This window comes from Deltaproteobacteria bacterium, from assembly GCA_016213065.1.
Taxonomy (GTDB): Bacteria; UBA10199; UBA10199; order SPLOWO2-01-44-7; family SPLOWO2-01-44-7; genus JACRBV01.
The window spans coordinates 1-17,507 of record JACRBV010000007.1 but is presented as its reverse complement, the minus strand read 5'-3'; the positions used below and the strand labels follow the sequence as shown (position 1 = coordinate 17,507).

Annotated in this window: 17 protein-coding genes; 13 read left to right on the top strand and 4 right to left on the bottom strand. The window is 45.5% G+C overall.

What is annotated here, in order from left to right; translation table 11 throughout:
- Window positions 1-90: 90 nt before the first annotated feature.
- Together gltB and HY877_00360 are read left to right on the top strand one after the other, a co-directional pair.
- Entirely contained in the window at window positions 91-4,413 is a 4,323-nt protein-coding gene (gltB, locus tag HY877_00365; GenBank protein ID MBI5298742.1) for a glutamate synthase large subunit, read from the top strand.
- A gap of 266 nt (window positions 4,414-4,679) precedes the next feature.
- Window positions 4,680-6,185: a DUF4116 domain-containing protein gene (locus tag HY877_00360; GenBank protein ID MBI5298741.1), complete on the top strand. Its 1,506-nt coding sequence runs from the start codon at window positions 4,680-4,682 to the stop codon at window positions 6,183-6,185.
- A 286-nt stretch (window positions 6,186-6,471) separates the two neighbouring features.
- Here HY877_00360 and HY877_00355 read toward each other — a convergent pair whose 3' ends face one another.
- Window positions 6,472-7,611: a pyridoxal phosphate-dependent aminotransferase gene (locus tag HY877_00355; protein MBI5298740.1), complete on the bottom strand. Its 1,140-nt coding sequence runs from the start codon at window positions 7,609-7,611 to the stop codon at window positions 6,472-6,474.
- A gap of 154 nt (window positions 7,612-7,765) precedes the next feature.
- Here HY877_00355 and HY877_00350 point away from each other — a divergent pair, with 154 nt between their 5' ends.
- From HY877_00350 to HY877_00335, 4 genes are all read left to right on the top strand, one after another.
- Window positions 7,766-8,287: a hypothetical protein gene (locus HY877_00350; GenBank protein ID MBI5298739.1), complete on the top strand. Its 522-nt coding sequence runs from the start codon at window positions 7,766-7,768 to the stop codon at window positions 8,285-8,287.
- Window positions 8,288-8,447: 160 nt separating this feature from the next.
- Window positions 8,448-9,407, top strand: coding sequence for a S8 family serine peptidase (locus HY877_00345; protein ID MBI5298738.1), 960 nt, complete (start codon window positions 8,448-8,450; stop codon window positions 9,405-9,407).
- A 12-nt stretch (window positions 9,408-9,419) separates the two neighbouring features.
- Window positions 9,420-11,927, top strand: a complete 2,508-nt coding sequence (locus HY877_00340) for a S8 family serine peptidase (protein ID MBI5298737.1) — start codon at window positions 9,420-9,422, stop codon at window positions 11,925-11,927.
- Window position 11,928: 1 nt separating this feature from the next.
- Window positions 11,929-12,456 (top strand): GNAT family N-acetyltransferase, encoded by a 528-nt coding sequence (locus tag HY877_00335; protein ID MBI5298736.1) that lies wholly within the window; start codon window positions 11,929-11,931, stop codon window positions 12,454-12,456.
- Here the strand turns inward: HY877_00335 and HY877_00330 are convergent.
- Both HY877_00330 and HY877_00325 read right to left on the bottom strand, forming a co-directional pair.
- Window positions 12,434-12,652: a cupin domain-containing protein gene (locus HY877_00330; GenBank protein ID MBI5298735.1), complete on the bottom strand. Its 219-nt coding sequence runs from the start codon at window positions 12,650-12,652 to the stop codon at window positions 12,434-12,436. The two genes, HY877_00335 and HY877_00330, sit on opposite strands and share 23 nt — an antisense overlap.
- Window positions 12,642-13,646, bottom strand: a complete 1,005-nt coding sequence (locus HY877_00325) for a membrane dipeptidase (protein ID MBI5298734.1) — start codon at window positions 13,644-13,646, stop codon at window positions 12,642-12,644. The genes HY877_00330 and HY877_00325 overlap by 11 nt, the downstream gene beginning before the upstream one ends.
- Window positions 13,647-13,740: 94 nt before the next feature.
- On the opposite strand from HY877_00325, the gene HY877_00320 reads away from it, so the two are divergent.
- The 7 genes from HY877_00320 (at window position 13,741) to HY877_00290 (ending at window position 17,320) form a co-directional block, all read left to right on the top strand.
- Window positions 13,741-14,130 (top strand): hypothetical protein, encoded by a 390-nt coding sequence (locus HY877_00320; GenBank protein ID MBI5298733.1) that lies wholly within the window; start codon window positions 13,741-13,743, stop codon window positions 14,128-14,130.
- Window positions 14,127-14,801, top strand: coding sequence for a hypothetical protein (locus HY877_00315; protein ID MBI5298732.1), 675 nt, complete (start codon window positions 14,127-14,129; stop codon window positions 14,799-14,801). Before HY877_00320 ends, HY877_00315 begins: the two co-directional genes overlap by 4 nt.
- A gap of 9 nt (window positions 14,802-14,810) precedes the next feature.
- Window positions 14,811-14,963, top strand: coding sequence for a hypothetical protein (locus HY877_00310; GenBank protein ID MBI5298731.1), 153 nt, complete (start codon window positions 14,811-14,813; stop codon window positions 14,961-14,963).
- Window positions 14,963-15,493 (top strand): O-acetyl-ADP-ribose deacetylase, encoded by a 531-nt coding sequence (locus HY877_00305; GenBank protein MBI5298730.1) that lies wholly within the window; start codon window positions 14,963-14,965, stop codon window positions 15,491-15,493. Before HY877_00310 ends, HY877_00305 begins: the two co-directional genes overlap by 1 nt.
- Window positions 15,494-15,774: 281 nt before the next feature.
- Window positions 15,775-16,593 carry a hypothetical protein gene (locus tag HY877_00300; GenBank protein MBI5298729.1) on the top strand — a complete coding sequence of 273 codons (819 nt, stop codon included), beginning with the start codon at window positions 15,775-15,777 and terminating at the stop codon, window positions 16,591-16,593.
- A gap of 89 nt (window positions 16,594-16,682) precedes the next feature.
- Window positions 16,683-16,925: a hypothetical protein gene (locus HY877_00295; protein ID MBI5298728.1), complete on the top strand. Its 243-nt coding sequence runs from the start codon at window positions 16,683-16,685 to the stop codon at window positions 16,923-16,925.
- Window positions 16,922-17,320 (top strand): retropepsin-like domain-containing protein, encoded by a 399-nt coding sequence (locus HY877_00290; protein ID MBI5298727.1) that lies wholly within the window; start codon window positions 16,922-16,924, stop codon window positions 17,318-17,320. The genes HY877_00295 and HY877_00290 overlap by 4 nt, the downstream gene beginning before the upstream one ends.
- A 77-nt stretch (window positions 17,321-17,397) precedes the next feature.
- Here the strand turns inward: HY877_00290 and HY877_00285 are convergent.
- A partial coding sequence (locus tag HY877_00285) for an IS3 family transposase (protein ID MBI5298726.1) occupies window positions 17,398-17,507 on the bottom strand: 110 nt, incomplete at its 5' end.

Sequence of the window (17,507 nt, the reverse complement as noted above, 5' to 3'; positions counted from 1 at the left end):
CTACAACTTCCAGTGGGCATGGTCTTCCGGTTGGGTCGCAGGGCGGAGTGTAAAATGAAGGCAAATTCCTGTTGAAAGCGGAATTGAAGTTTGCAATATCTTCACGAGATGCAGAACAATCCCGAACGTTCAGCCTGCGGCATTCTTGGTTTAGCCGATTTGAACGGAAACGCCTCGCACGACCTTTTAAGCCAAGCCATACAAGGTTTGATAAGAATGGAACACCGCGGCGGTGGTTTGGGGGATACGGGTGATGGCGCCGGCATTTTGCTGTCGCCCTCACGCGATTATTTCGAACGCTTCATTAAACCGGGTCGTCAAATCTCTAATCCCAAAGAACCTCTTGTCGTCGGTACAATTTTTTTCCTCCATGGCGAACGCAATATCCACAATCTGCAACGCGAAGTGGATGTAATTCTTCTGAAGGAAGGATTGATGCCGCTCGGTTGGAGAAAAGTTCCCGTGAACGAAGAAGCCATTGGAGTAAAAGCGCGCGAGGATCTTCCCCCCATCTATCAGCTTCTGCTGACAAAGGGCAATCGGCGGGAAGCGGAGTTGCTGTCGCTGTTGCACAGAGTAAGAAATATCATCGAAGAGGAACTTCGTGGCATGCTGAACGTTGTTTCTCTCTCTCCTTTCACAACCGTCTATAAAGCGTTGGCCACTTCCAAACAGTTTGCGAATTTTTATTGCGACCTGAAAGATCCCAATTTCAAAACAAATGTTACGGTGGCGCACCGACGCTATTCGACAAATACTTTTTCAAATTGGAATCTCGTTCAACCCTTCCGACAGATTTCCCATAATGGCGAGATCAATACGATCACGGCAAATTGCCGTGCCGTCAAAGACGCCGAATGCGCTATCCATATTGGCAACACACTGATGAATCACGGAAGCGACTCGGCACAACTCGACCGTGTGGCTGAAATGATGGCGGTCACCGGCATGAGCGGCGTGCATGAAGCGATCCGCAGAATGCTGGCGCCCGCATGGAGCGAAGATACGCAGAATGAATTTGAGAGAAAATTTTTTGAGGCGAACAGAAGAGCCATGGGAACATTGGGGGCTTGGGAGGGACCCATCGCCGTTATTGGAACAGACGGAAAAATTCTTTTCGCGGCGTTGGATAAGATGGGATTAAGACCGCTGAGATATGTTAAGACTCATTCCAACAGAATTGTCATCTCCAGCGAGATCGGCGCTATTGCGCTTGCACCCGAGGAAATTGAATCAGACGGTCAGTTGGAGCCCGGCGAAATGCTTCTCGCGGATCTCGAAAATGGCATGTTCATTCCGCCCGATAAAACAACCGAGTGGATTATTTCACGCACCGGACTCAATTTTGAAAATCTTGCATCTGTTGATCTGCTTCCGTTAAAAAGTTCTGGTGCCGTTGATCCTCTCCCAAACAGGGCGCTGAATATTTTCGGTTGGACAACGGAAAAATTGGATCATCTAAAAAAGATGACCAAAGATTCCAAAGAACCAATCGTTAGTATGGGAAACGATCGTCCTCTAGCAATCTTCAGCAAAAATCATTCGCGACTTTACAGTTACCTACACCAAATCGTTGCGGTTGTGACCAATCCGCCCATCGATCCCATTCGCGAGGGTGGTGCCATGGACACAACCGTTTATCTGGGGAGATCGCCGCAAATAAGTCAGAAAAGTATTTACCGGTCGTGGCCCCAGTACAAACTGGAACATCCGATTTTGACAAACGAGCATACAGCCCAACTTTTTGCGGAGGATGTGCCGCCCGATCTCAAGGCTTATCGCCTCGACGCCACTTTTTTAGACCGCGGAGGAAAACCGCGCGACATCATTCGGCGCATTCATGATTTAACCGAAGAGGCGCTGGAAATTATCAAGACAAAAAAAGCATCCATTCTGGTTCTCTCGGATTTTGAAGCGACGAAGGGAGAAAGATTGCCCATCCCCATGTTACTCGCGGTTTCCGCCATTCACAGAGGGCTTGCGGAAAAAGGACTACGACGCGACGTAAGTATTGTAGCACAAACAGGGGAGGTGCATGAAGGACACGACTTGGCGATACTCCTCTCCTATGGTGCAACAGCCGTTAATCCCTACGCCATGTTTGGAATTTCAAAAAATTTCACCGAATTTTCAGAAGGGCAGGCCGGAAAAAATCTTGTATCCGCATTGATTCACACACAGAGAAAAATAATGTCGAAGATGGGAATCACAACGCTGGCGGGTTACCGCGGTTCGGCACTTTTTGAGGCGATTGGGATATCCTCCGAGATTGTCGAATATTACATCCCCGATACCGTTTCAAAATTGGGTGGTGTCACGATAGAACAAATCTATGACGACATCGTTGCCCGTTTTAAAATGGGTGATGGCGCTATCACCCAAAACAAAAATATTTCTGTTTATCGACGGAACGTCGTCGATACGCTTCAGCTTGTGGCAAGAAATGGAAACGCCAACGGCGATTATGACCGATTTATTCAACTTCTTGAAGACATGCCGCCGGTTTATTTGCGGGATATGCTTTTGTGGAGCGGCGAAACAAAATCCATTTCACTAAATCAGACAGCCGGCACCGAAGAAATCATCTGCACAACCATTCGCGGCGCCGCTATGTCGTATGGCGCTATCAGCGGACTTGCCCATCGCGCCATTGCGGCCGCGTTCAACCATTTTGGTTCGTCATCAAACAGCGGTGAAGGCGGCGAAGACGAAAGAAGAAATGTCGGTTGCGAATGGGAATCCGACAGGAGCAAAATCCGCCAGATCGCGTCGGGACGTTTTGGTGTTGATGCAAATTATTTGATTCACGCGGACGAGATAGAAATCAAAATCGGTCAGGGGGCAAAACCCGGCGAGGGCGGACATCTACCCGCAAAAAAAGTAACGCCGGAAATTGCGCGCATCCGAAAAACAAAAGCGGGAATTGATTTGATCAGCCCGCCGCCGCATCATGATATTTACAGCATTGAAGATTTGGCACAGTTGATTCGAAACTTGAGAGAGCTTCACCCGAAGGCCGTCATCTCTGTGAAGGTGCCCAGCATTACAAATCTTGGAACTATTTCCGTGGGCATTGTGAAAGCGGGTGCCGATGTCATTTCCATCAGTTGTTTTACAGGCGGCACTGGTGCGGCAAGTTCCAGCAGTCTCACGCACGGCGGATTGCCGCTGGAAAGAGGCGTCAGCGAAGCGCATCAATATCTTATCGCCAATCAGATTCGCAAGAGAGTGCGCATCCGCGCGGACGGTGGCATCAAGTGCGGACAGGATATTGCAAAAATCATCGCCCTCGGAGCGGACGAAGTGACAATCGGTACACCGCTACTAATTTCGGAATGTTGTGTTTTCTGTCGCGGTTGTAACAAAGGAAATTGTCCCGTGGGCATTGCAACGCAAGACGAGGCAAAGCAGAATACACGTTTCATGCGCGAAAGAATGGGCGACATGATTCCAGATGAAATAAACGCACAGGAGCGCTATCTTGAGGCGAAGAACGGCATCATTCGATATCTCGAATGTCTGGCGAATGATTTCAAAAAGATTCTTGCGACACTGGGACTTAAAACACCTCATGAACTTGTGGGAAGGACGGATCTGTTGAAGCAGAAAATTGCCGGAAATCCGCGATGGGACAGTATGGATCTGGGAGATCTTCTGATAAATTTTCCTACGATGTCACCCTCATCCATTCTCTCGAGCGAGGAGGTTAGGGGGAGGGGGTCAGAGAAAAATGAACGAATCGTGTCCGCAACTCATGAAATTTTTCTTTCACTGAATAACGATGATCATGCCATTGGTGCAACATTGGCAGGCGTTATTGCAAAACAAGGTGGGCTAAAAAAAGATTCACAAATAAAAATCAATGCCACGGGTTACGCGGGCCAAGCGTTTGGTTTTGCGGCAACGAGTGGGATGTCGTTAAGACTTGAAGGTTATGCCAACGATACGGTAGCGGAAGCCATGGGAGGCACAGCGCGCATTACGATTGTTCCGCCGAAAACTTTGAAAAATTTTTCCTCTACACCGCATCTAGTCGGTAACGCGGCGGCTTACGGTGCAACGGGCGGAACACTTTATGTTGCGGGTAGAGCCGGTCAACGCTTCGGTGTGAGAAATTCAGGCGCCACACTGGTCTGCGAAGGTGCCGGGAAATATGCGTTTGAATATATGACAGGTGGCATCGGGATTGTGCTTGGCAAATGCGGACCATGCGTCGGCACCGGCATGACAGGCGGCGAAATTTTTATTTTTGACCAGAAAGTAGCGGCTACATTCTGGTCATTGCCCGATGATAAGGAAAAGATTCTGCACGAAATCCTCAAGGATTATTACAACGAAACGGGAAGCCATACCGCAGGCTTCATTCTTGAAAACTGGCAGGAGCAAAAATCAAAATTCGCCTACCGATCTTAACATCTCCAAAAACCATTAATTTGTCATTCCCGCGAAACTTGTCCCTGCAAGTAGTAGGCAGGGAGCGGGAATCCAGCCAGTTTTAATAGTGACTGGATCCCCGCCGGAGTTTACCCCTGCGGAGGCAGGGGCGGGGATGACGTTGTGAAGGAAACCGCCAACCCATTGAAAATAAAAGATAATTTAAACGCAAAAATAAGCAACTTTTTCTTGTCGTCTGTCGAAAACTTAAGTAGGGGGTCCGCTCGCATAAAGCAGAGAAAATCATGACGAAATTTTTTATCGATAATAAACCGGCAACGCCCCGTGACTACAAGAGACTTACAGAATCTCTGGAAGGAGCGGGCTTCCATATCAAACCACTGGCAGAAGATGGACAATTAACCCAAGCGGATTTGAAAACCGTATTTGTTAATACGGAAACGGAATGGGACAAAAACGAAGCGCAGAACCGACATTTGTGTCTTGGAAATGTTCAGTATTTTGGCGAGATCAGCAAACTTCTCAAAAAATATGGTTTGGATTTTAAAAATTATCTCGATCCCAGATTTTTGCGCCGGTATCCCTGCAATACAGTAGAAGAACTTCCTGCTGAAATTCTTGTCGATCCTCGCTACGCGCTTCCCATTGTTAAAACGCAGGGCTATCTCCTTCACGCTTTTCCGGCATCCATCCGTGACAACCGGGAAGTTGTGTTGGCCGCTGTGCAAAATCTGGGTTCTGCCCTTCAATATGCGTCTGACAGGCTTAAGGCAGATATTGAAATTGTTGTCTCCGCTTATGAGAAAGATTCGATTTCTGCCAGAGTGTATTGTGATTCAAGTCTTACCCAGCGAGATATTCTGGACGAAATGATCATAAGAAGAGGTGCTCCGATTGATGACTTAGAGCGATTATTCCCCAATGGATGGAAAAAATTAATAGCTCGCTTGGAAGCAAAAGGTCTTGTTTTTCCCGGTGGGAGAAACGTTCATAATTATAAAACTTTTGTTCAAGGGCTTTCAGATATTGGATTCACAAAATTTCCCCGCCGATTCAAATCTGTAGAGGATGTCGCGCGGTTATGGACCAACCGTCAAATATTGGAATCAGGGCAAAAGATCGGCAAACCAATTGCTCTCCTGATGTACAATGTCAGTGATTGGAACGGTGTTTTCCAACTCGCTGATGATACCTCAGTTTTTGTCAATGCAGATGGTTTTTTCACGATCTATTATGAGACAAAAGATGACGAGGGAATGTTAAACGTCTTGGAAAAAGTTTCCTCCGAAGGAACCCACGATATTCATACCGTGGTTTTGGCAGGTCATGGAACTCGAGACACACTCCAATTTGGAGAATCTGGAACATTCGAAAATATATTATTTCCCTTTTTTCCCGGCGGAGATCATTCCCTTGATCTGGGAGATCTTAAAGGAAAATTTAAAGAACGGCTTGCCAACTATCTTAAAGGAACTCGGCAGTTGTTTCTCCACGCCTGTTCCAATGGCGAAGGCGGTGAATCCGCTGATAATCTCTCCAATGCCATGGCCCATATTCTTCCCTCCGGTGCTCATGTTTTCAGCACTCAAACCCCCAACAATGTTTGGAAAATCCATATATCTGAAAATTTAGAACTTGCTATTCGTTGGAGAGAAGAGGGTGGCGCTTACAATCCTACTGCCGGATATCAAAAATCGGACGGCGAAAATACTTGGACCGATGCTGTCATGGGAATTTTGTCAGCGCTCGTTTATCTCAAAGATCCGCAAGCTTTGTTAAATCACTTTTAAGGGAATGGTGGAAAATGCGCTTTGCATGGTTGTCATCCTGAACACATTCGCTTCGCTCAGTGTAAACTCCGTGAAGGATCTACTTGATAATATTGGATTCTTCGCGGAATTTATCCTGAGCCCGAACAGATTCTTCGCGGAGTTTATCCTGAGCCCGAACAGATTCTTCGCTTCGCTCAGAATGACAAAGCGAAGGGCTCAGAATGACAAAGCGAAGGGCTCAGAATGACAAAGCGAAGGGCTCAGAATGACAATTTGAAAATTTCAGCATTTTCCACCACCTCCTTTAACTGCCGCAAAATTGAATCAGACGCGGAAGGGCTTTGGTAAGAAGGGCGGGCTCTGCCAAATAAGAAAAGACGATGTGAATACCCTCTTCATAATCATAAAAATATCCGGGGTGAACTAAAACTTCCGTTTGCTCAAGAAGGCGGATCACAAAATCTTCTTCGTCTTCTTTTTTCTCGATTTTTGCCGTCAAATAAAACCCCCCTTGAGGTGGATGAAAATGGATCGAGTCCACATCTTTAAGAAGGGAGAGGCAAAGATTCCGACGAGAGGTTACTTCCTGAATAGTGTGCGTCTTGAAATTTTTTCCTTGTTCAAGAATAGACGGCAGAGCTTTTTGAATCGGTGTGTGCACCGACAAAAACGTATCGGCCAGGGTTTCCAGCGCGTCTACCGCTGGTCCCACACGATTCTTTTCGCCTGAAACAGCGATCCAACCCAGTTTCAAGGCAGGAAGTGCAAACATTTTTGAAAGCCCGTTGAGTGTAAACAAAAGAGGAAAATCGGCAACCGTCCGTGCGCGGGGAAAAATTTCTTTACCAAAATAAAATTCGCTGAAGACCTCGTCACTAATCACCGCCAGATTATAACGATGGGCAATGCGCGCCAGATTTTGAATGGCCTTAGCCGAAGCAACGGCACCTGTTGGATTGTTGGGCGAGATGAGAACAATCGCCTTTGTCTTGGAATCAATACGCTGTTCCAAAGCGTCGAAGTCAATCTCCCATCCCTTTTTTTCATCGAGTGGATAATGTCGAAGCTCAATTTTTGCCAAACGTGCAATGTCATCAAAAAGCGGATAGGCGGGATTGGGGGCAAGAATATTATCGCCCGCTTCGCACAGATAAGAAAAAAGATAGAAAAAAGATTCGCTGGTGCCTGCGGTGAAGAGAATCTCCTCCGGTTGGAAAAAAGCTCCCTGCCCGGAATAATATTGGCACACGCTTTTCCGCGCCTTTAAAAGTCCTTTTGGGTCAGGATGATAATCCTGTTTGTTGAAATAACGTGCGTATTCCTTTTGAAGAATCTCCGAAGGAAAGATAAATCCGTTGTCATTTGGATTTCCGGAAACAAGAGAAAGAACCGGTTTCCCCTCCCGAATGCGATTGCGATAGGCTTGTGTCAACTTGTTCAGCATGGATTGGCGAGGTATGCGGTACCTCGTGGCTTAGTCAAGCATTAGTCAAGTTATTGGTAAAGAAGGTGGCCTAGGCTCAATTGAGTCATATTGAGCCAAAATCGTTGACTTTTTTGGCTCAATATGGCTTCATCTTATTGAAATTATTAAGGAAATGAAAATATCTTTCAAAGTGTTGTTTGTATTATTAATAACGGGGTTGGGATTTTTTCTCCAAGCAGGCGAACTAAACGAGAGGCCAAAAATTAGTAGTGCGAAAACGTGGACGCTGAAAATGGAGTATCACGGAGCAGTCGTGCGGAACCCAATAAGCACTACAATAACAATAGATTCCAGCGGGGAAATGACGCTTAAAAAGTCTGACCAGATGGAAACGCTAATAAAAAATATTACCGAAGACGAACTGAGCACATTAAAAACCGCCATCAATAAAGCCTATCTGTTAAATCAGCGTGATGTAAATTACGTTGGAATACCTTGTGTGGGGAGTAAAGGAGTGACTGTAAATTACATCATGGGTAAAAGGGTGAATAAATTCGAAATCAGCGGTGCCGCATTGTGCAATATTAGACCAAGAAAATTAAAAAACTTAATGGATGAAATCAAACAACTTCGAGTAAAATATTTTCTGAATGTTGCGGGGTTGGAGACCGTGTCTGTTGAGATGTCCCTCTAGGAAATGAAAGACCAGCCGTCAAAACATAGTTCATCTTACAAAGAAATTTCTCCTTGCGGTGCTGAATGGCAAGGCCTATGGCCTCTTCTGCTTGGTACGCGCTACCAGCTTGTTTTTTAAACGATGACTTTTTATTGTGCTCATGGCAAAATGAAGCACCGTGAATGTAAAACGTTACACTCTGTTGTTGTTGGTCTTTTTGGTTTGTTACTGCATTGTTTCCCGTGCGCAAGAAAAAATACAAGCTCCCTTAGATATTCAAGTGCCTCTTGCAAATGAGCCACAACCTAATTCTGATGCGCTGGATAATCCAAAATTTGTCGCGGGGGAACTGATCCTGAAATTTAAGCACGATCAGGGCGAAGAAATTCTTTCAAATTTCGCCAAAGATCCCATTTTGAAGAGAATACTTCAAGCGCATCCCCTCGAATATTCAGGCAGGATTTTCCCCGAATTCAAAACCAGAGACGCCCTGCAGAACCATGTAAACGAGATAAAAAATAAATTTCCGGAGCGCTCAAAAAGGATTTACGATACGTCCGTACCCGATCTGCAGAGGTATTTTATTCTTGTGTTCCGCGATAAAAAAACTCCGGTTGAATCTTTGGCAAGGGAATTCATGGCGAGTGAAAATATAGAATTCGCCGAACCAGACTACATTGGTACGCTGGATACATTGCCAGTCCTTCTTCCAAACGATCCGTATTTTTCGTCACAAAATTCGTGGGGACAGGGGTTGGATGATCTGTGGGGACTTCATATTATAAATGCCCCGGAGGCATGGCAGATCGAACACGGAAAATCGGGAAAGATTACGATTGCAGTCATAGATGGTGGTTTTGATTGGACGGGCAATCTTTTGCTGTGGGAGGAACTCGGTCCCAATGTCTGGACGAATACCAGTGAGGAACCCGCACCGCGCAATCATCGTGATGATGATCGCAACGGATATGTTGATGACTATTTTGGTGTTAATCTTGAGCAAATGAATCCGAACAGCCCACTTCCATACGATGGCGGTACTGTCCCGTATGACAATGGCAGTGGACACGGAACGCTTATCGCCGGCATTATAGCTGCCAAGGGCAATAACGCTAAGGGAATCGTGGGAATGATGTAGGACGCAAAGTTAATGCCTATCAGAACGGCCGGGGCAAGAGGCGATCTCAAATCATTTCAAGTTACAAAGGGAATTGAATACGCCGCAGATAATGGTGCGGATGTGATCAACATGAGTTTTGGTAACATGACCGGCAACCTTGTTAAGAGCGTCATGCGATACGCGGCCGCACAAGGAGTTGTGCTTGTGGCATCGTCGGGAAATGAGTCGGAACATACTATTGTAAACAGGATACCGGCGGGTTTCAAAGATGTTATAACCGTTGGAGCCTCAACACATTTGGATACGCGTGCAAGTTATTCCAACTATGGTTTTGGTTTGGATGTTGTTGCTCCCGGCGGAGAACAAACGGATATTTTGTCCCCCAAGGCCGCCTATTATTGTGATACAAATTCACCAAATATCGTCGGCGATTTTTATTTGAGGGCCCGAGGCACAAGTTTTTCTGCTCCTTATGTGACAGGGCTTGCAGGCCTTCTCTTATCAAAAGAACCGGACCTTTCTGTGGAAGAAATAAGGCAAAGGCTTAGGATGACTGCGGTAGATATAGAAAAACCCGGTTGGGATTTAGAAACGGGCTGGGGCCGGATTGATGCGTATGGTGCATTAAACAGCGGCAATAGATGCATCGCCAGAATTGATTCTCCCATAAATGGTGACACTCTGGATTATAAATCCAGACCGAAAATTCTGGGCAGTGTCGGCGGTTCTTCATTTAAGAGATACACACTCGAATTAAATTTTGATGGGAATAATAAACTTATTCAGGATGGAACCATTGCCGTTGAAAAAAATGTATTCACCAACGTAGACCTGTCCGGCCGCATCGGCCGTTTTATTGTCAGACTTAGGGCTTATGATGCATCGGGTACCAAGTGTGCCGAAGATATAATATCTTTTGCTTCCGGATTTAAATTCTCTCATGCAGTTCTTCCCCTGCCGATAAATCTGGTGCATCCCACAATGGGGATAGGGGAAATGGAATTTGTTAGAGATAGGAATGGAAGTCCTGTGGATAACCTTCTCCTCAACTGGAGGTCGCTAACATACGAAGACAAAAATGGTGTCATCGCAGGTTTTCCAAATTTACGTGATAATATGATGGCGCTTCCATTTACCGAACTGTTACTTCCCTCGAATGATTCAGGCATTGCCTCCAACGTGGGGGATATTAACACGGATGGCCGTGATGATATCGCAATCACGGATAAATATGACAGAGTTTTAATAAGGTGGGGAGGAAATGCCGGATATACATCTATCGAAGGATTTCCTGACTCTCCAACGTCGTCTGTTTTGTTTTCCCCCACATCCGGTGATATTGACGGAGACGGGAAAACAGATCTCATCATCATGCACAGTACGCGGAAACTCTATATTTTTCTGGGAAAAAATTTTCAGAGATGGTCTCAACCCCATATATCGTCCTCTTCTGCCGATATAATAATGGACCTTCCTTTTGAGTACGATACTTACAATCAAGCGTCTATACAATCCGGCCATGATGTGAATGGCGACAGATGTCATGACATTCTTGTAAACCGGCAACCAACAACAAGCGATACCTCCACAAGTTATCTGATATTTGGCGGGACAAATTTTGCGTCAAATGTGCAAATGACAGCGTTTCATGCAACGCCATTGCACGTTAATTACCATCCATCCGAAAATTGTTATGGGCATTTTGTTAATGATATAAACGGCGATGGCCTTGGTGATATTGCCTTCAATTGCACCCCGCCTTTTGTTGCGCCGATTGGGGCTTTGTTTGACAGGCCGGCTGTTCAGGTCTTTCTTGGGAGAAAAAGATTTCCGCTTTCATTTGATATTCTGAATGATGCAGATGCCCAATGGCAAACGGAAGAAAATAGACCAACCGAAGCATCCACCGGAATTTCTTCGCTTGGCGATATGAATGGCGACGGCCTTGCCGACTTTTTCCTGTTAACAGAGAAACATTTATATTTATTGGTGGGCTCCGATAAAGCGGACAAATGGCACAAGAGTGATCTCCTCTACAACGCGGACCAAATAATAGATTTGTCATTTGAGGGAAGAGCTTCACTGGCGGGCGATAGTAGTCCATACAATCAAAACGCGGGAGACATTGACGGTAACGGTATTAATGATCTTCTCCTGACTGAGCGAACTGGAAATAATATACATATCCTTTTTGTGGACAACAAACCCCAGACTGTATTACGGCCCGAAATGGATACGGGCGTTTCCTCTTATATCTTTTTTAGCAAAGCAGGCGTGCGCATATATAATGATGGCTCCACAAAGGCAAAAATATCCGGTTTTAGCGTGGTGAATGAAGGAAGGGCTAGATTGCGTGTTCAATCCGAATCCTGTGCGGGAGCGGAAATCCTGCTCCGTTCCTACTGCAGTATTACATTGAGAGATGGTTCATCCTCTTTGCAAAGGCTCCTAAACCGACATCCCGCAACACTTGTAATCAAAGCCAATGACAAAAATGCAGATGTCTACGGCAATCTCAAATTTCCAATCGGCTGGTGAAATGAAAATTTCTTTCAAAGAAGTTAGTGCGGACAATATTCAGGAAGTTCACGAAGTGTATGGCGTGATCCGGCAGGCTCCACAATATTTTTTGAATGTTGCTGGGTTGGAGACCGTATCTCTTGAGACGGCTCTTAAGGAAATGAAAGATCAGCCATCGAAACATGCTCCATCTTATAAAAAAATTTTTCTCCTTGTGATGTTGGACGACCAACCCATTGGGGTTGTTGATCTCCACAAGGATCATCCGAATGTTGGCAAAGCCTATATTGGTCTTTTACTGATCGGAGAAAAGTTTCAGAAAAAAGGAATTGGCAAAGCTGTGTATGAAAATCTGGAGACATGGGTCAAAAAAAATTATGAGGTGGAAATTTTTGTGCTGGGTGTTAGCGTCGCCAACAACGTGGAAGGTTTCTGGACAAAAATGGGATTCAAAAGAAACGGAAAAACCTATTTGTGGGGAGAAAAAAATAAAACCACCCAAGTTTTTGAAATGGAAAAGTTTCTTAATCCGTCAAAAATTCGATGACTTCTTTGGCTTTGGGAAATTGTTTGAGAAGTTCTGGTCGTTTTCCCATTTCAAAGTCGGCGAAATCAAAACCCGGAGCGACGGTACAACCCACAAAAGAGTAACGACTGCCGGAATTGGAATAGGCGCCAAACCAATAACCTTCTGGGACAACATGCTGAACTTTTTGGTTTGGTGTCAAAAAACTAAAGAACACTCTGCAAAAATCTCACAACATTTCGATGGGTAATATTCTGGATTATATTTTGTTTCAAGTCTGGTTTTTGTTTCATCAAATCAATCAATTTTGGATAACAGGCGGAGGAATCAAATCCCTCGTGAAAAAACCGGTGATCGGCTGGCATATTAAACTGGAGGGACACTGCTTTTGTGTCAAAAAAATCGGCACCGAAGCAGAGCGTTTCTTCAGCCCCCAATTTCAGTGCATGTTCAATTTGACGCAGAAAACAATCACTGCTTTTGTGTCCGATAAAATCATAAATAAAATTTAAACCAATCAATCCTTTCCTTCGGATGATTTCCTTTGCCAGATCATCCGGAAGATTTCTGTCGTGTTTCTCAACAGCTCTAAAGTTGGAATGACTCGCAATCACAGGAAAATCGAGGCTTCGCTTTGCGATAAAATCCAGAATGCCGTGAGCAGAAGCATCGGAGGTGTGACTGAGATCAATGGCGATTTTTCTTCCGGAAAGATATTGAAGCAATTCCTTGCCGTCTTCTTTGAGTCCCACATTTTGCGTTGTATTCCCGCCGCAAAAACGGTTTTCCGGAAAATGGGTCATGCTGATATAAAGAATTGGACTGGTAATTTTTATGATTTCTTCCAAACGCTGGAAACAGCGGTCCAGCGGTTCCTCTTCCGTGGAAAAACCCGAAGCATTTTCAATGGCAAAGATAATTCCGATTTTGCCCTGATCTTTGGCGCACACAACATCGTTTTTATTATGAATGCGCAAAAAATCTTTTGGATATTTCACATCCAAATTCTGAAAAATATTTGCCTCCCGAACGCCTCTTTGAGCAGATACGTCATTCGTGTCGGTATAAGCGGCAAGCACCTGAAAAAAAACACCACCGGCTCTTAATTTTGGGACGAAACAGAGTAACTCTTCGTCAAAAACGGTTTTTTTGGGACTACTTTCGAGGTAGTCCAAAAGGTCGCAATGAAGATCCGCAATGGGCATTTGCATTAGAGCCTCCTATCACAATTTTGTCCGACGGGTAAAGCAAGGAGTTACCCTTGATGCTTGACAATGCCTACCCCCTAAGCATAATATGTAAGGTATGAAACCAGCCTCAAAAAAAGCTCTACAAGCCTTTAAACAATGGGGAGAAGCGGGGGGAAAAAAGAGGGCCAAAAACCTTTCATCTTCAAAGCGTCAATCCATCTCGAGGCATGCGGCGGAAGTGCGTTGGGGCCTGCAGAAGACAGGCGAAACATCCATGCCAAGTGTGCGCCTTAAAGAGTCACTGTGGGAAGATGCGGTTTATTTGGAAGAAGTCCTCTCTCATGGAGGTTTAGAAGACTGGAAAGAACTTCGCCGCAAGATTGCCGACCGTCCTTTTGGTGCTGAAGCTGTTGCTCTTGAAAAAGTCCTTAATGCTATGGACATTTACGGAGCAACTTCATTGTGGAAGGGAATCCTTGGCCATTTGCGAGGATCTTTCTCATGAAAAAAAAAACAAACAAGCTCCCTGCATGGGAAGAATTGCTTTCAGCACAAACTCTTTTCCAATCCCATTTTCCAGAATCTGTTCTTGTTGGAGGAACCGCCGCGGCGCTTCATGCCGGCCATCGCATTTCAATAGATGCCGATCACGTTTTGCCTGATCTCAAAAAACGTTTTGCCGAAATTTTAGGTCAAGTGGAAAAGGAGGCCGGTTGGAAAACGAGCCGGATGGAACCACCAGTTCTTATTTTGGGAAATTTTCAGGGAGTGCGAACCGGTATTCGCCAACTAATTCGAAAAAAACCTCTGGAAACAACAATGGTAAAGGGACTTCGTGTTCCAACTGTTACTGAAACTCTCAGAATAAAAGCCTACTTGATTGTAAAAAGAAATACGACGCGCGATTTTATCGATTTTGTTGCTCTCTTTGATCATCTAGGAGCCGAAAAAGCTTTGAAGGCACTGGCGTCGCTGGATGACCTTTATCCGCAGGAGAATGAGGAGTCTGTATCGAAACAGCTCGCCTTGCAGTTGGCCCAACCAAAACCGTGGGACCTGACACAGACCGATTTAAGTCAATACAAATCACTGAAGGAACCTTACACAGACTGGAATGAAGTGAAACGAAGAGCGGGCGCGGCCGGTCTTAGAATTTTGGAATCTCTTTTGTGCTGAGATGAATACATGATTCGCAAATTAGCTTCAAAAAAATACCGGCTTTATTCCCGCAAAAAGAATCCAAAGACGGGCAAACGCCGGAATCTCGGCACTTTCACCACGCGTGCCGCCGCCTTGAAACACGAACGCGCCATTCAATTTTTTAAACGGAGGGGATAGTGGATCCAAAACAAATCATCGAGCTTGTTCAAGGGGATATAACCAAAGAAGAGGTCGATGCCATTGTTAATGCGGCCAATTCGGCGCTTGCGGGAGGCGGGGGTGTTGACGGGGCGATTCACCGCGCTGGCGGTCCTGCCATCATGGACGAACTCCGCCGACGATATAAAGGTTGTCCAACCGGTTCCGCGGTCATCACCACGGCGGGTAATCTCAAGGCTCGTTACGTGATTCACGCTGTGGGTCCTCGCTGGCGGGGCGGTGAAAAAGGGGAGGCAGAACTTTTGGCTTCTGCCTATCGCAAGAGTTTGGAGTTGGCCAAGGAACATCTTTGCAAAACCATTTCGTTTCCCGCCATTAGTGCGGGTATTTATGGCTATCCGCTGGACGAAGCGGCAGAGATTTCTCTTCGAACAGTTTCCGATTTTTTGAAAGAACACGCAGTATTCCAAAAAATCCGTTTTGTTCTTTATGATGAGAAGGTGCTGAAGGTTTATCAAGATGCATTTCGTAGAATGACAGGAAAATAAAGGGGTAAAGGGGTCAACTTGATTTTTCACTTTTGAAATCCAAAATAGAAAAACCGCTACCCCAAAAGGGTCAACGGATTTTTCTTCCGGTTAAAAGTGAAAAGTAAATACTCGACCCCTTGACAACATACTTGTCGATCCAGATTTCGGTTTCAAAGACCTCAAAAAAATAAAAAAAAGACGCAACCTTTTTGGGTTTTATCCGATAACTTGTTGCAAGAGCGCAGGCTGTCTATTAAGAAGCCGCGCTTCAATCGCTGTTCTTATGAAATGACTCAAACATGGATTATTTAACCGAGAAGACACAACAATATGAAACCGCCGGATGGATGATCACGGCCACGGGATTCGCCGGATATATTCCCGCTTTTTTCTGGTTTAAGGGGGGCCTCGATCAGGCCGTCTGCACCAACATCAGCCGCACTTGTGGTATCGACCTGTCGCCCGCCCAGTGCCGTGAATTCAAGGACAGATTTACAAGGGAAGCGGACAGTCGATTTTCTGATTCGGCCGCGAGTCTTTTGCGCAACCCCAGACAAATCTCGCGGCAGTTCAGTTCGCTGGTGGAGAGACTCAAGGTCTTAAACCCTAAGATGGCGGCTCCATTTCTGTCGCAGGAGGCGGCCTTCTTTGTCGGGGCGTCGACCGTTCAAATCGATTTGACTTTGCTCGCACAAAGGGCTGGCATCAATTTTTTTGTGGCGCTCCCCTTCACCGTCTCTCTGTTATGGGCCAGCACGAACATCAGGCGCCTGCTGACCATGGGATACGTGGCGCGGGAGCTCGCGCTCTTTGGCGCCACGAACGCGGCGATGTGCAAAGCCGCGCGGGAATTCCGCCCCGCGGAATTAGAAGCAGAGGCAAGCGCCAATATCCAAACGGATCCAGAAACAGATGAACCATTCTTGGTCGATGGGTCCTCTTGCCAGACAGGATTTGGCTGTCTTGCAACTTATACAGGAGAAGGGTCCGCGCCAGTTGATACTATGTTTCTAATTCCCCTTCCATCGGGTTTGCTGACCGCACTGTTGCCCTCCGTCGCGGCAGAATCCGCACTTGAATCAGGCGCAGTTTTTTTAAATCTCGCAGAGGCGTTTTAAAAAAGGAGTAAAGGTTTATGGGTGGCACTGAGATGACATTGAGATGAGGCTTGATTCTGTTCTCCAGCTTTGTTATCTTGGCCTCAGTTATGGAAATGAAACCTTGGAAGAAAATTAAACAGGAATATAAAGATCGATGGGTTGCTATGACCGATTGGGAAGAAGACGAGCATGGCGATGTTACGAAGGGATACGTTGCTTACACCAATCCAAGTCAAAATGCCTTTTATGAATATCTAAAAGGACATTTCCCCAAAAAAGACCTCGCCGTTCGTTTCACCGGTAAAGTTCGTGTGCCTCTTTTATTCGGAACAGCTATTGAAGAAACATGAAAGTAGTGTCCTACACCTATCCTGACAGCGATGATGTCATTTCACTCCCCGGAAAAATCTCCGGGCCTTTGCGTTCTCAAAATGTTCTTCTGGTTTTTGATCCGGGAGCCTACCGAACCATTATTAAAACAAGTTTAACAGATGCACTGGGATATCAAGCCGGCGCTGAAAGTAAAAAAGTGGCAACAAGTTCCATAATTGGTAAAGAATACGGCTATACGCTTAAACTACAGAAGTTGAGTATATTGGGCTTTTCCTTTGCAGATATTGAGGTGACCAGTTTTGACCTTCCGGAAAAATATGCAATTGATGGATTGATCGGCTTAGACATTTTGAAAAAATTCGAAATTCTTTGGAGACACAAGGATCGGTTTTTGGAATTTCGGTTGTTATAGTTTTCTATACCAAAGATGAATGAAATCATTTCTGTGCAATGCCCCCATGATCTGACCCCGGTTTACTGGACAGTTTTTTAGGCGGCAACGGGACAATCCCGCTCATACTGAGTCGGACACTTATAATCAAGTGCCGAATGCCTGCGCCAGTTGTTGTAAAACCGTTCAATGTAATCCTGAACACATT

What these genes read in the sequence shown, in the direction of transcription:
- HY877_00360 (MBI5298741.1), top strand. Translation starts at nt 4,680, where the DNA reads ATGACGAAATTTTTTATCGATAATAAACCGGCAACGCCCCGTGACTAC.
- HY877_00355 (MBI5298740.1), bottom strand. Translation starts at nt 7,611, where the DNA reads ATGCTGAACAAGTTGACACAAGCCTATCGCAATCGCATTCGGGAGGGG.
- HY877_00350 (MBI5298739.1), top strand. Translation starts at nt 7,766, where the DNA reads ATGAAAATATCTTTCAAAGTGTTGTTTGTATTATTAATAACGGGGTTG.
- HY877_00340 (MBI5298737.1), top strand. Translation starts at nt 9,420, where the DNA reads ATGCCTATCAGAACGGCCGGGGCAAGAGGCGATCTCAAATCATTTCAA.
- HY877_00335 (MBI5298736.1), top strand. Translation starts at nt 11,929, where the DNA reads ATGAAAATTTCTTTCAAAGAAGTTAGTGCGGACAATATTCAGGAAGTT.
- HY877_00325 (MBI5298734.1), bottom strand. Translation starts at nt 13,646, where the DNA reads ATGCAAATGCCCATTGCGGATCTTCATTGCGACCTTTTGGACTACCTC.
- HY877_00320 (MBI5298733.1), top strand. Translation starts at nt 13,741, where the DNA reads ATGAAACCAGCCTCAAAAAAAGCTCTACAAGCCTTTAAACAATGGGGA.
- HY877_00315 (MBI5298732.1), top strand. Translation starts at nt 14,127, where the DNA reads ATGAAAAAAAAAACAAACAAGCTCCCTGCATGGGAAGAATTGCTTTCA.
- HY877_00310 (MBI5298731.1), top strand. Translation starts at nt 14,811, where the DNA reads ATGATTCGCAAATTAGCTTCAAAAAAATACCGGCTTTATTCCCGCAAA.
- HY877_00300 (MBI5298729.1), top strand. Translation starts at nt 15,775, where the DNA reads ATGGATTATTTAACCGAGAAGACACAACAATATGAAACCGCCGGATGG.
- HY877_00295 (MBI5298728.1), top strand. Translation starts at nt 16,683, where the DNA reads ATGGAAATGAAACCTTGGAAGAAAATTAAACAGGAATATAAAGATCGA.
- HY877_00290 (MBI5298727.1), top strand. Translation starts at nt 16,922, where the DNA reads ATGAAAGTAGTGTCCTACACCTATCCTGACAGCGATGATGTCATTTCA.